General features: G+C 68.2%; 12 protein-coding genes. 2 read left to right on the top strand and 10 right to left on the bottom strand.

What is annotated here, in order from left to right:
- The first annotated feature begins 5 nt into the window (after positions 1-5).
- Complete coding sequence (locus BKK81_RS06705) at positions 6-500, top strand: TadE/TadG family type IV pilus assembly protein (protein ID WP_071011541.1); 495 nt, start codon at positions 6-8, stop codon at positions 498-500.
- The gene (locus BKK81_RS06710) at positions 493-939 is read left to right on the top strand and encodes a TadE/TadG family type IV pilus assembly protein (protein WP_071011543.1); all 447 of its coding nucleotides are present in this window, start codon (positions 493-495) and stop codon (positions 937-939) included. Before BKK81_RS06705 ends, BKK81_RS06710 begins: the two co-directional genes overlap by 8 nt.
- Positions 940-1,087: 148 nt before the next feature.
- Here BKK81_RS06710 and BKK81_RS06715 read toward each other — a convergent pair whose 3' ends face one another.
- The 10 genes from BKK81_RS06715 to BKK81_RS06760 form a co-directional block, all read right to left on the bottom strand.
- A complete protein-coding gene (locus BKK81_RS06715; RefSeq protein WP_071011545.1) occupies positions 1,088-1,876 on the bottom strand; it encodes a metallophosphoesterase in 789 nt (262 codons plus the stop codon).
- Between the two features lie 219 nt (positions 1,877-2,095).
- Entirely contained in the window at positions 2,096-3,052 is a 957-nt protein-coding gene (locus BKK81_RS06720) for a type II secretion system F family protein (RefSeq protein WP_071011546.1), read from the bottom strand.
- Positions 3,053-3,161: 109 nt separating this feature from the next.
- Entirely contained in the window at positions 3,162-4,139 is a 978-nt protein-coding gene (locus BKK81_RS06725) for a type II secretion system F family protein (protein ID WP_071011548.1), read from the bottom strand.
- Between the two features lie 66 nt (positions 4,140-4,205).
- Positions 4,206-5,567: a CpaF family protein gene (locus BKK81_RS06730; protein WP_083383987.1), complete on the bottom strand. Its 1,362-nt coding sequence runs from the start codon at positions 5,565-5,567 to the stop codon at positions 4,206-4,208.
- Between the two features lie 107 nt (positions 5,568-5,674).
- Positions 5,675-6,883, bottom strand: coding sequence for an AAA family ATPase (locus BKK81_RS06735; protein WP_071011550.1), 1,209 nt, complete (start codon positions 6,881-6,883; stop codon positions 5,675-5,677).
- A gap of 39 nt (positions 6,884-6,922) precedes the next feature.
- Positions 6,923-7,273, bottom strand: a complete 351-nt coding sequence (locus BKK81_RS06740; RefSeq protein ID WP_071011551.1) for a hypothetical protein — start codon at positions 7,271-7,273, stop codon at positions 6,923-6,925.
- A gap of 4 nt (positions 7,274-7,277) precedes the next feature.
- A complete protein-coding gene (locus BKK81_RS06745; protein WP_071011552.1) occupies positions 7,278-9,239 on the bottom strand; it encodes a type II and III secretion system protein family protein in 1,962 nt (653 codons plus the stop codon).
- A 117-nt stretch (positions 9,240-9,356) separates the two neighbouring features.
- Positions 9,357-10,196: a Flp pilus assembly protein CpaB gene (gene cpaB / locus BKK81_RS06750; protein ID WP_071011554.1), complete on the bottom strand. Its 840-nt coding sequence runs from the start codon at positions 10,194-10,196 to the stop codon at positions 9,357-9,359.
- A gap of 41 nt (positions 10,197-10,237) precedes the next feature.
- On the bottom strand, positions 10,238-11,686 hold the full coding sequence (locus BKK81_RS06755) for an ATP-binding protein (protein WP_071011556.1): 1,449 nt from the start codon (positions 11,684-11,686) through the stop codon (positions 10,238-10,240).
- Between the two features lie 33 nt (positions 11,687-11,719).
- A complete protein-coding gene (locus BKK81_RS06760; protein WP_071016168.1) occupies positions 11,720-12,262 on the bottom strand; it encodes an A24 family peptidase in 543 nt (180 codons plus the stop codon).
- Positions 12,263-12,269: the final 7 nt, after the last annotated feature.

Consider the following 12,269-nt stretch of genomic DNA (forward strand, 5'->3'; position numbering starts at 1 on the left):
GTGCGATGAACAAGAAGCGACAACGAGGCGTGGCGGCCGTGGAGCTTGGCTTCACGATGTGCCTGCTCCTGGCCATCGCCTTCGCGATCACGGAGTTCGGCCGGGCCATCTATACCTACAACACCCTGACCAAGGCGGCGCGCGATGCCGCGCGCTACCTGAGCACGCAGGCCGCGGGCAGCAGCTCCGCGGCGACCACCGCCACCAACCTCGCGGTCTATGGCGTGCCGGTCGTCAGCGGATCGCCGGCGCCGCTGGTGCCGGGACTGACGACAAGCATGGTGTCGATCTGCGACGCGTCGAACGTCGCCTGCACGTCGAACATCTTCCAGGGCACTAATCCGGCCATCAATACGGTGACCGTGACGATCAGCGGCTATACCTTCAGTCCGGTGCTCGACATGCTTGCCTTCACCCGTTTCTACACCAAGGGAACGAGCTCGATCACATCGCTGTCGTTCGGCAGTATCTCGGTCACGATGAGGCAATCCTATGAATAGCCATCAACGGGGTGCGACCGCGGTCGAATTCGCCCTGGTGTCGCTCATCTTCTTCAGCGTGGTGCTGGGCATCCTCGAATTCGGCCGTGTCCTGTACACATGGAACGCGGTGGCGGAAGCCACCCGCTGGGGGGCGCGGCAGGCCGTGGTCTGCGGGCAGGGTTCGGCATCCGTGCTGGCACGGATGCAGCTCATCGTGCCGAGCCTGACCACGTCCAATGTGTCCGTGCAGTGGTACGACGGCAGTGGTGCGGTCAGTACGACCTGCGATGCCAGCAGCTGCGCCGGCGTGTCGGTCAGCGTGTCGGGCGTCAGCCTGACCACGATCTCACCGCTGCAGTCGAGCGGCTTCATGACGCTGAATGTGCCGGGCTTCTCCACCTACCTGCCGCGCGAGATCATGGGGCAGGATGCGGGCAGCAGCTCGGTCTGTTCCTAGGCTGCGCTGTCCTGCCTCTGTCCCGCGCCGCCGCTCCCGCCTTCCCATTTCCCTTCGCAGCAGCACCCCGGCACCTGCAGGCTGCCGGGGTGCCGGGGTGCCGGGGTGCCCAGGGGTGCCCGGGGTGCCCGGGGTGCCTCAAGGCGCCTCAGATCTCCACCGTGTAGCACCAGTCGAACTGAGGGTTCTCGGGCGTTCCTGTCTTGCGTCCGATATAGCCACGGGGATTGCACACCACGCGGCTGTGCTCGAGCCGGTAGTCGAAGCTCGTATGGGTATGGCCATGCACCCACAGGTCGGCGCGGGCCACCAGGTCCGGCCGGCGCGAGATGAAGCCACCGGACACCAGGTCGTGTGAAAAGCGGGGCGCCAGGCTGCCGAGATCGGGGGCGTGGTGCGTGACCACGACGGTGCGCCCGTCGAAGGGCGCGCTCAACTCGGCGTCCAGCCACGCGCATGCCGCCCGGTGGCGGGCCAGCGCATCCTGCGGCGAAAAGGTGCGCCGGCTGCCGTCCGCATCTTCGACTTCGATCAGCCGGTGGTCGAGCATCACGCCGGCACAGGCCTGCATCGAAGACTCGCGCCGGTCGACGCCGAACAGTTCGTAGTCGGTCCACCACGTGGCGCCGATGATGCGGACCGGTGCCTCGCCCGCCGGAGCCAGGGTGATCGACCTGTGGTTCAGCACGTGGACGCGCTCGTGCTGGCTGCCCGCGGCGGCCAGCTGCGCCTCGACCACGCCGAAAGTGCCCTCGTAGTATTCATGGTTGCCCGGCACGTAGACGACCGGGCCGGCGAAGCTTCGCGCCGCCCAGTCGACGCCGGCGCGGCCATTGGCGATGTCACCGGCGAGAATCACGAGGTCGGCTTCGCAGGCCGGCACCGAGGCGGGGGTGTGATGCTCGAGATGGAGGTCGCTGAGGATGCGCAGCTTCATGGGGTCTCCTTGCGGCGCGTTCGCCGCCACCACGGTCTGCAGGAATTCTTCAGAAATCGCCGGCATCGGTCAAGGGGGCGCGCGCAGGGCCGCCGGGCGGCCGGCCGGTGCCGCAACGAGAAAACCCGGCACGAAGCCGGGAAATGGACCACCGCCCCGGCATCGAATGCCGGTTGGCAGCCCGGGGGCCAACGCCGTCGCTGGCGGGTACGGGTCCGGTCAACCGCCCGTATGCCCGCTCATGGTCGGCAGCAGTACCCTATAGATCTGGATGAACGCCGGCCCGAGCAGGACCAGCATCAAGGTGGGGAAGATGAGGAAGATCAGCGGGAAGAGCAGCTTGAGGGCGATCTTGGCCGCCTTTTCCTCCGCCAGCATCCTGCGCTTGGTGCGCAGCATGTCGGACAGCACGCGCAGCGATTCGGCCAGGCCGGTGCCGAAGCGGTCCGCCTGGATCAGCATCGAGGCGAACTTGTCGACGTCCTCCACGCCGGTGCGCAGGGCGAGGTTGGTCAGCGCCTTCTCCTTGGAGAAGCCGGAGCGCAGTTCGAGCAGCATCAGTTCCAGTTCCTCGGCCAGGACGGGGCAGCGCAGGGCAAGCTCCTGGGTGACGCGCAGCAGCGCGGCGTCGAGGCCCAGGCCGGCCTCGACGCAGACCGTCAGCAGGTCGATCACATCCGGGAACTCCTCGAACACGGCTTGCTTGCGCTTTGCTGCCTTGCGCGACAGGACGATATTCGGCAGGTAGTACCCGATGGCGCCCGTCAGGGCGACGAGGGTGAGCATCGCGTTCTTGTTCTGCGCCAGCGGATGCCCGCTCACGAGCACCAGCGCGATCAGCGGCAGCGCCAGCGCAAGGAGGGTCTTGGCGGCGAAGTAGAGCGGGGCCGCCGAGGCGCGCCGCCAGCCTGCGTTCATGAACGTCAGCCGCAGCTTGGACTTTTCCCATCCCTCGGCGGGCAGCGAAAGCCGGGAAACGGGGCTGGCCAGGCGGGCGAGCTGCTCGATCCAGGCATTGCCTGTGTCGTCGCCGGTGCCTCCGGGGTTGGCGATCTGCTCGATCCGGCCGCGCGGGCGGCCGGGCGCGAACAACTGCAGCAGGCCGAAAGCGGCGCCGAACGCGGCGATGAATATCAGGGCCAGCACGAGACCCTGCTCGGAATAGATGCCTTGCATGATGGCTTTCCCCCCAATGGCTTGCTTCGTTTTCTTGAGTCTGCCTTCCCGTCAGCCCGCGCCGGCCCGCGTCGGGCCTGTCTGGCGCATCTGGCGCATCTGGCGCGGGCTAGACGTGGATGCGGATGATCTTGCGCATCCAGAATACGCCCGAGATCATCATGCCCAGGGCGACCCACAGCGTTTTCACGCCGATGGGGTCTTCCCACAACACCTTCATGAACCCCGGATTCAACACCAGGATGAGCCCCGCCGTGACGAAGGGCAGCAGCCCCAGGATCCACGCGGACAGCCGGCCCTCGGCCGACAGCACGCGGATCTTGCCGTAGAGCTTGAGGCGATCGCGCACGAGGTTGCCGATGGTGTCGAGGATCTCCGCCAGGTTGCCGCCGCTTTCGCGCTGCACCAGCACGGCAGTCACGAAGTAGCGCAGGTCGTTGACCGGGACGCGCATGGCCAGGTTGGTCAGGGCATCTTCCAGCGACACGCCGTAGTTGATTTCCTCGAACGTGGTGCGGAATTCGGGGCCCATCGGCGCGTTCAGTTCCTGCCCGACCATGCTCAGCGCACCGGCGAAGGCATGCCCCGCGCGCAGCGCGCGGCTGATCATGTCGACGGCATCCGGCAGTTGCTCCTCGAGCCGCTTCAGCCGCTTGCGCCGCAGCGAGGCGATGTGGAGCAGCGGCATCGCGCCGAACAGCAGGGCGCCCGCCACCACCACCAGGGCGGGAACCGGCAGCCAGGGACCGGTGGCCAGGGCCAACAGCACCACCGACAGGCTGTAGCCCAGCAACTGCCCGATCGACCAGTTGCTGCCCGACTGTTGCAGCCAGCGGTCCAGCAGGGTCACGCGCGGCAGGCTCATCAACCAGCGCTGCATGCGCGGCGATTCGCTCAGCAGCCGCTTCTTCAGGATGGAAAGGGTCTCCTCCCCCACCTGGCCGCCCGCGGAGAGGGCGCGGATGCGCGAGTCGATCCGCTTGGCCGAGGCGCCGTGATAGCTGTTCCACCACAGGTAGCCGCCTTCGATACACAGCACCACGGCGATGAACAGGAGGATGACGAAGACATAGAAGGCGAAGTCCATTTTGCTCTTCCTCGTGAAGGGAGTCGGGCCAGGGCCGGTGCGGCAGGAGCACCGCCCGGCACGTCGTCAGACCTCCATGCGCCGGGCCGGGTCGTAGGCCTCGTCGGGCAGTCCGACGCCGAAGACGCGCAGGCGCTCGGCGAACTTGGGGTAGACGCCGGTGGCGCGGAAGTGGCCCTTGACCGTGCCGTCCTGGGCGATGCCGGTGCGCTGGAAGGTGAAGATCTCCTGCATATTGATCATGTCCCCCTCCATTCCGGTGATCTCCTGGATGCTGACGATCTTGCGCCGGCCGTCGGTCAGGCGCGAGGCCTGGACCACCACCGTGATGGCCGAGGCGATCTGCTGGCGTATCGTCTTGGCGGGCAGGCTGACCCCGGCCATGTTGACCATGTTCTCCAGCCGGGTCAGCGCATCGCGCGGCGTATTGGCGTGGATGGTCGTCAGCGAGCCTTCGTGGCCGGTGTTCATGGCGTTGAGCATGTCCAGCGCCTCGCCGCCGCGCACCTCGCCCAGGATGATGCGGTCGGGCCGCATCCGCAGCGCGTTGCGCACCAGGGCACGCTGGGAGATCTCACCCTTGCCCTCGATGTTGGGCGGGCGCGTTTCCAGGCGCAGCACATGGGGCTGGCGCATCTGGAGTTCCGCCGCGTCTTCGATGGTGACCACGCGTTCGTCTTCGGGAATGAAACCCGACAGGACATTGAGCAAGGTGGTCTTGCCGCTGCCGGTGCCGCCGGACACCATCACGTTGACCTTCGCCTTCGCCAGCGCCTGCAGCAGTTGTGCCATCGGTGGCGTCAGGCTCTTGAGGCTGACGAGGTCCTCGACCTGCAGCGGGTTGACCGAGAAGCGCCGGATCGAGAGCAGCGGACCGTCGATGGCAGAGGGCGGGATGATGGCGTTGACCCGGGAGCCGTCCGGCAGGCGGGCATCGACCATGGGGCTGGTCTCGTCGATGCGCCGGCCCACGCGCGACACGATCTTCTCGATCACCTTCATCAGGTGGGCATCGTCGTAGAACACCGTATCGGTCAGTTCGAGCTTGCCGCGCCGCTCGACGTAGGTCTGCTTGGCGGTATTGACCAGGATGTCGGACACCGTCGGGTCGTGCAGCAGCGGCTCCAGCGGACCGAAGCCGAACATCTCGTCGTAGATGTCGGCGCTCAGCTGGCGGCGTTCGGCATCGTTCATCAGCAGCCGCTGCTCGTCGACGATGCGGTTGACCAGGGTGTTGATCTCGTGGCGGATCTGGTCCGCCGGGAAACGCGCCAGCCGTTCGAGATCGATGTTGTCGAGCACAGCTTCATGGACCGTCTTCTTGAGCGGGAGATAGGCGGCCTGGTGGACCTTGTCCGACTGGGGTTCCGTGCGCAGGGTCGGCACGGGGACGACCTCGGTAAGAGACAGGTGTTCGCGAATCGACATGATGGACTCCGTGTATCGGCTGCCGGTGCCGGCCGCCAGGCATTGGTCGCGTCAGGATGCGGGCCTCGGGCCCGGGGCTTCAGTCCTCAGGCTTCGGGCTTCAGGCTTCAGGCCGTGTTCGGTGCCGACGTCTTGGAGCGCAGGAAGAAGCGGCCCAGCGCCGAGACGCGCTCCCCGCTGGCACTCGGCGCGCTGCCGCGCTCCACCACCAGGTTGTGCCCGAGCGCGGTGAGGGCCTTGGCGATCGCGCTGCGCTTCTGTTGCTGCACGGCGGGGACGCCATGGCTGATGGCGTCGTCGACCGCGGCCGGATCGTCCGGCAGGGTCAGCAGCGTCTTGGTGCCGAAGATGCCTTCGAGCGTGTCGCGCCGCAGGCCGTCCGCCTTGCCCTGGCGATTGACCAGAAGCAGGAGCTTCTCCGGGCCGTAGTGCAGCCCCTCCAGGACTTCCAGCATGCGGCGCCCGGTACGGGCGTAGGCAATGCCGGGCTGCGTGACCAGCAGGATCTGGTCGCTCAGGTCCAGCGCCGCCACCGAGACAGGATTGATGTCCTGGCCGGCGTCGATCAGCACGAAGTCGTAGCTGGCCGCGGCCAGCGAGAGCACGTATTCGACGCGGTCCTTGCGGATGTCGCCTGCCTTGACCGGGTCGCTGGCGCCGGCCAGGATGTCGAAGCTCGGCGAGACGTGGATGAGGCAGGCTTCGAAGAAGGCATCGTCGAGGCGGTCGATCTGCGCGCAGACATCCGCCAGGGTCGCCGGCGGTACCTTGTCGGTGACGAGGAAATGCGTGTCGCCGAACTGGAGGTTCAGGTCGATCAGCAGGACGCGCTTGTGCTCCAGCGCGCTGAGGACGTAGCCGAGGTTGCCGGCGAGGAAGCTGGCGCCGGCACCGCCCTTGCCCGACACCAGCGAGATGACACGGGCCTCGTTCCTCGCCGCCGCGACACGGTTGGCCTCCAGCCGCTGCAGGGCCTCGGCGAGCTGGGCCCGGTCGAGGGGCCAGCCGAGCACGTCGCTGACGCCGGCGCGCAGTGCGCGGATCAGCAGGTCGGGGGGGCGGTCGTCGCTGACCAGGATGCAGGGCAGGCCGGGATACTGCTGGCGCACCGCCTCCAGCGCGCGCAGGTGCGCGCTGTCGCCGGTCGCCTGGTCCAGGATCAGGACATCGGCGCTGCGCATCTGGGTGCCATGCGAGGGCAGGTTGGACGCGGCGTCCTGCAGGCGCATGGGCAGATAGTTCCCGCTCGCGCTGGTGACGCGCGCGAGCTCGCCCAGCCGCTCGGCCGATTCCGAAACGATCAGGATCTTGAGCATGACATCTTCTCCTTGGTCAGCATCGACTGCCGGCGGCCGCTAGCGGGTGCCCGAGCCCATCATGCTGGCGTCGCCGTAGCCGGTACCCATGCCGACGCCCGTGGCGGCGCCCGAACCGTAGGCGCCTCCGGCCGGTGTCATCCGGATCAGCGAGCGGTCGTAATTGTTCATCGCGGTCACGGCGGCCTTGCCGTCGACGCCGCTCAACGGCGGCTGGTCGGCCGGGCCATCGGGGTTGACCATCTGGGCACGGTTGACGGCGCTGAGCGCCTGGCCGAACTGCTTGTCCCAGATCGGCGTGGTGGTGACGCAGGCGCTCAGCAGGGGGCTGCACAGGGCGAGCAGCGCCAGCCGGCGGAGAGTCCGCATGGTCTTGGTCGGTTGGGTCATGGCATCACTCCACTTGGGACTTGTCGGCTTGGCTCGGTTGCGCGGCGGCGCCGGTCACGATGGGCTCGTCGAGCGGCTTGCCTTCCGGCATCGCGCTGAGTTCCGGCTGCGCCTCGGGCGTGGCCGGCGGCGGCATCTGGAGCAGCGGTGCGGCAGCTTCCGGCTTGGGCGACGTCGCGGTGCCGGCCACGACGGGCTCGTCGAGCGGCTTGCCTTGCGGCATCGCGCTGAGTTCCGGCCGTGGCACGGGTGTGGCCGGCGGGGGCAGCTGCGTCAGCGGCGGGGCGGCTTCGGGCTCGCGCGAGGAGGAGGCGCCCGGCGCCGGCACGGTGGGGGCGGACGGTGCGGCCGGCGTGGCCGGTGCGCTCGGGGCCGGAGCCTGGGGCATCGGCGACGGGGACTGTCCATTGCCGCCGTTGCCGCTGTTGTTGCGCTTGGGCGAGCCCTCCATATTGCCCATCATCAGCACCTGCAGCTCGTTGGTACGGGTGAAGCTGTCCGTCGGCAGCGGGATGGACGCGGTCTGCATCGGCTGCACCAGGTGGGGCGTGATGACGAAGACCAGCTCGGTCATGTCCCGCTGGTAGGAGGTGCTGCGGAACAGGGCACCCAGCACCGGGACTTCGCCGACGCCCGGAATGGCCTGGATGGCGCCGCGCGCGTTGTCCTGCAGCAGTCCGCCGATGGCGAACGTCTCGCCATCGCGCATCTGCACGGTGGTCGTGGCCCGCCGCGTGGTGATCAGCGGCAGTACCGTCTGGGCGTTCGAGCCGCTCTGCACCGTGGCGCTGACCGTAGCGCCGGTGGGCGACAGCTCGGAGACCTCGGGCGAGACCTTGAGATTGATCCGGCCGTTGCTCATCACCGTGGGCGTGAACTTCAGCCCGACGCCGAACTCCTCTTCCTGCAGCGAGATCGTGGCGCTGGTGCCGGTATTGCTCTGCACGACCGGGATGAAGATCTTGCCGCCGGCGAGGAAGCTTGCCTCCTGGCCGCTCAAGGTGACCAGGTTGGGTTCGGCCAGGATCTTGACCAGGGTGTCGTTCTTCTGCGCGTCGACCTCGACCTGGAACGGCCTGTGGTTCGCCTTGCTGGCGAAGATGGCCGAGGCCGCGCCGGACAGCAGGGCGCTGGCCAGCCCGCCGCTCCAGGTACCGAAGCCGCCTTGCAGGTTCAATTGGGCACCCATCTGGTTGAGCAGGGTCTTCGAGACCTCGGCGACCTTGACCTCCAGCATCACCTGCTGCGGCGTATCCACCGCCAGCATGTTCAGCACGCCGCCGGTCTTCTTGTCGCCTTCTGCCTGGGCGGCGCTGGCATAGACGCGGGCGATCTCCATGGCCTGCTGCGCCGCCTGTGCGTTGGAGACCGAGCCGGTCAGCACCAGGTTGTCGGCCGCGGTGGTCACGCGGATCTTGCTCTCGCCGGGCATCAGCTGCGTCAGCGAGTTCTGCAGGCCGGCCGCGTCGACGTTGACCACCACATTGATCACGCTGCAGGTGCCGCTGCGGCCTTGCACGATCATGTTGGTGGTGCCCACGCTGCGTCCGAGCACGTAGAGCGTCTGCGGCGACACCATGGTCGCCTGCACGATGGCGGGATTGCCCAGCGTGCGGTTCTTGACCGCTTCCGGCAGTGGAATCAGCGATGACTTGCCGACCGAGACGACCACGGTGCTCTCATTGCGCAGCGCGCCCGTGCAGTTCGGTCCGCGCCCTTCCGGCGCCACCGGCGTCGCCGGCGGCGCCGTATTCATGCTGATGGTCATCTGCATGGGCCCGCCGGCGGGGCGGCCCGGAGCCGACTGCGCCGGCTGGGCCGGCGCGGTCGACCTGCCGATGATCGCGCCTTCGGCAGCGCTCTGTGCCGTGGCCAGGCTTGGAGCGCCCAGTGCCAGGCTGACGACGCCCGCCACCAGCACACGGGTGCCAGCGGGCGCACTGTTTTCGTTCTGCTTGGTTCTCATGTCTTCCCTCCCCCGGGATCGCTAGCTGGCACCCGACTGGTCACGCGGATACCCTCGGCTGGCGTCGGGCTGGCGCAGGCGCCGCCCGACGCAGGTCCAACAGAATCAGATTCAGATTCAGAAGCACTCCTGGCTGCCTTGCATGCCGGCGAGGACGCCGATGCAGTCGCCGCGCGGTGCGGGCGGGCGCGGGCGTGCAGGGGCACGCGGCGCGCTGACGGTGATCACCTTCGGCGGCGCGACCACCGGTGCGGCGCCGAGCAGCGTCAACTTGGTGGCGCCGTCCGTGCTGGTCGCGGCGACGTCCACCTGGTTGCGCAGGACCAGCGAGAGCGTGCCGACACTGCGCGCCACGTCCAGCTTCTCGGCCTGCTCGGGCGTGACTTCCAGGGTGACGGCATTGACCACCTTCGGCTGCGTATCGTCGCGGCTGACCTGCTGGGCGACCGCCAGCACCAGGATCTTTTCCAGCACGATCTTCGAGATGCTGGCGCCGTTCGGGTTCTGGCTCTTGGTGTCTTCGCTGGTGTTGACGATCACGTCGACGAGGTTGCCGGGCAGCGCGAAGCCCGCCACGCCGACCACGTCGTTGACCCGCACCGTGATGGCACGCTTGCCTGCGGCGATCACCGCTGACAGGCCGCCCTTGGTGCCTTGCGGCGAAAGCTTGGCCTCGAGGATCGGCTCGCCGCGCTGCAGGCTGGTGCGGACCACGCGGCCGCTCAGTTCCCGGGTGTCTTCGAAGGAGCCGGCCGGCACGCTGGAGGTCGGCCAGCTGACCACGCGCAACTGCTCGGGGCCGAGCGGTTGCCCCAGGTCGATGTCGGCATTGGCGACGATCACCTGCCGCGTCGAGCCGGAGCCCTGCTGTATCAGCCAGCGCGACGCCGAGACCACGGCGGCGATGCCGGCACCGAGCGCCACGATCAGCATCAGAATGGCACGAGCGTTCTTCATGTTGCACCTCCCTACGGTAGTCGATGACCCTGTCCTTGGTGTCAGCGGGATGCCGCGTCTGGTTCATCGGTTGTTGCGGCGTCTGCCCGAACGCGCGCGGGCATCCCCCAATCCATCTCCGGCCTGGCCTGCAGGTCTCCGCCTGCCTCGACGTGGGCGCCGAAGTACAGCCGCCAGGCGTTCCGCAGGGCTTCCTTTTCCACGCGCGGTGCCAGGCCGTGGTACCGGTTGGCAGAGCCGATGAGCTGCAGCAGGTCGCCGGGAATGCAGGCGAGCAGCGGCACGCCGCTGGCGCCGTGCAGTGCCTCGATCAGGAAGGTCAGCTCCGCATCGCTGCTGTCCAGGCCGGCATCGTCGGCCGCTTGCCGGAACACGCGCCGATACGCCTGCGGGTCGAGTGCACCGACGTAGATCTTGCTGCCCAGCCGGCGCAGGAAGGCATCGTCGGCCAGCTCGTGGGGATCGAGGTTGGACGAGAACACCGGCCAGACGTCGAACGGCACGGAGAAGCGCAGGCCGCTGCGCAGCGCATACGTGTCCACGCCGCGGTCGAGGGGCACGATCCAGCGATTGAGCAGGTCTGTCACGGCGACGCGCTGCCGGCCGAGGTCGTCGACGATGTAGATGCCGTTGTTGGCTTTCCAGTGCGGCGGCGCCTGGTAGAAGCCGGAGGCGGGCTCGTAGCGCAGCTCCAGCATCTCCAGCGTCAGCTCACCGCCGGACAGTACGGCCGGGCGGTGGCAGTCGACCCAGCGGCGGTCGCGCGAGCGTGACGTTTCGAGTTCGTCGTCGCCCACGGGAGCGTGCACCAGCGGATCGAAGACCTGGATGATTTCCCCGGCGATGGTGATGGCATGCGGCACCGGAATATGGCCGGGCAGGAGTTTGCAGAGCCGTTGCGCCAGGAAGGTCTTGCCGCTGCCGGCAGGGCCGAACAGCATCAGCGGGCGGCTGCTGTTGAGGGCGATGCCGATGCCGTCCAGGGTGCCGGGAGGGATCACCAGGCTGCCGAGCGCGGCGTGGAGTTCGGCCTCGGTCACTGTGACGCGCGCGATCGTATGCTGGCGCACCGCCGCGCAGTAGGCCTGCAGCGTGACCGGTGCAGCGCCGACGTAGCTGCAGCGTGCAGTCAGTTCGCTGGCGCGTTGATAGCCGGCATCGGTGAGGTGGTAGCGCACATCGATGTCGCTGTCGCCGCGATGGGCGACTTCCAGCTGGCGTTCGCGCACGGCGAAGGCCGCCACTTCCTGGACCACGGTGACGGGCAGCTTGAGCACGTCCACCAGCTGCGCGAGCATCGCCGTGCGTTGCCGATGCGCGGCCTTGAGCAGCAGGCCGGTCAACAAGGGCATTTCGAGGCCGGTGTCGGCCACGCTGCGCGGCGCGATCTCCCAGGCATGCCGGGAAGCGAAGCCGGCGCTGGTGTCGTGGGGCAGCGGGGATGCCGGCGTTTGCCGCTCGGGCATCGTGAGGGTGTTGCCGAGGCGCATGGCGCTTCTCCCTGTGGTGGCGGCAGCCGGTGCTCAGGCGGTGGCGAACAGCACGCCGACCGTGCCGATCGCGATGGCGACGCCGTATGGAATCGAACCCACCGAACGCAGCGCGGCGGGATCTCCCGTGCCGTCGCGTTGCGGCCGGATCTGCCCGGCGCTGGCGAGCATCAGGCGCAGATTGCGCAGCAGCGGCACCCATTGCCCCGCCGCGAGGGTTTGCACGAGGGCCCAGACACCGCCGATCACGAAGGCAACCAGGGCGATCTGCACCGCCATGGGGGCGCCGAGCCAGGCGCCGACGGCCGCCATCAGCTTGACGTCGCCGGCGGCCATGCCACGCATCAGGTAGAGCGGCAGCAAGAGGCCGAGGCCGGCCAGCCAGCCGCCGGACCACTCGAACAGTCCGGACACGGCACCATGCATGGCGCATTGCACGGGCAAGGCGAGCAGCCACGCGCCGAAGGTCAGCCAGTTCGGGATACGGCGGCGCCGCAGGTCCTGGGCGGCGGCGGTGGTGACGACGGTGATCACGCAAGGGCCGACAACGGCGCCGATGGCGAAGGGATAGGTCATGTGAGAT

The sequence above is a fragment of the Cupriavidus sp. USMAHM13 genome (assembly GCF_001854285.1).
GTDB classification, from domain to species: domain Bacteria; phylum Pseudomonadota; class Gammaproteobacteria; order Burkholderiales; family Burkholderiaceae; genus Cupriavidus; species Cupriavidus malaysiensis.

Coding starts and splice junctions, on each gene's coding strand:
- BKK81_RS06705 (WP_071011541.1), top strand. CDS start 6: ATGAACAAGAAGCGACAACGAGGCGTGGCGGCCGTGGAGCTTGGCTTC.
- BKK81_RS06710 (WP_071011543.1), top strand. CDS start 493: ATGAATAGCCATCAACGGGGTGCGACCGCGGTCGAATTCGCCCTGGTG.
- BKK81_RS06715 (WP_071011545.1), bottom strand. CDS start 1,876: ATGAAGCTGCGCATCCTCAGCGACCTCCATCTCGAGCATCACACCCCC.
- BKK81_RS06720 (WP_071011546.1), bottom strand. CDS start 3,052: ATGCAAGGCATCTATTCCGAGCAGGGTCTCGTGCTGGCCCTGATATTC.
- BKK81_RS06725 (WP_071011548.1), bottom strand. CDS start 4,139: ATGGACTTCGCCTTCTATGTCTTCGTCATCCTCCTGTTCATCGCCGTG.
- BKK81_RS06730 (WP_083383987.1), bottom strand. CDS start 5,567: ATGTCGATTCGCGAACACCTGTCTCTTACCGAGGTCGTCCCCGTGCCG.
- BKK81_RS06735 (WP_071011550.1), bottom strand. CDS start 6,883: ATGCTCAAGATCCTGATCGTTTCGGAATCGGCCGAGCGGCTGGGCGAG.
- BKK81_RS06740 (WP_071011551.1), bottom strand. CDS start 7,273: ATGACCCAACCGACCAAGACCATGCGGACTCTCCGCCGGCTGGCGCTG.
- BKK81_RS06745 (WP_071011552.1), bottom strand. CDS start 9,239: ATGAGAACCAAGCAGAACGAAAACAGTGCGCCCGCTGGCACCCGTGTG.
- cpaB (WP_071011554.1), bottom strand. CDS start 10,196: ATGAAGAACGCTCGTGCCATTCTGATGCTGATCGTGGCGCTCGGTGCC.
- BKK81_RS06755 (WP_071011556.1), bottom strand. CDS start 11,686: ATGCGCCTCGGCAACACCCTCACGATGCCCGAGCGGCAAACGCCGGCA.
- BKK81_RS06760 (WP_071016168.1), bottom strand. CDS start 12,262: ATGACCTATCCCTTCGCCATCGGCGCCGTTGTCGGCCCTTGCGTGATC.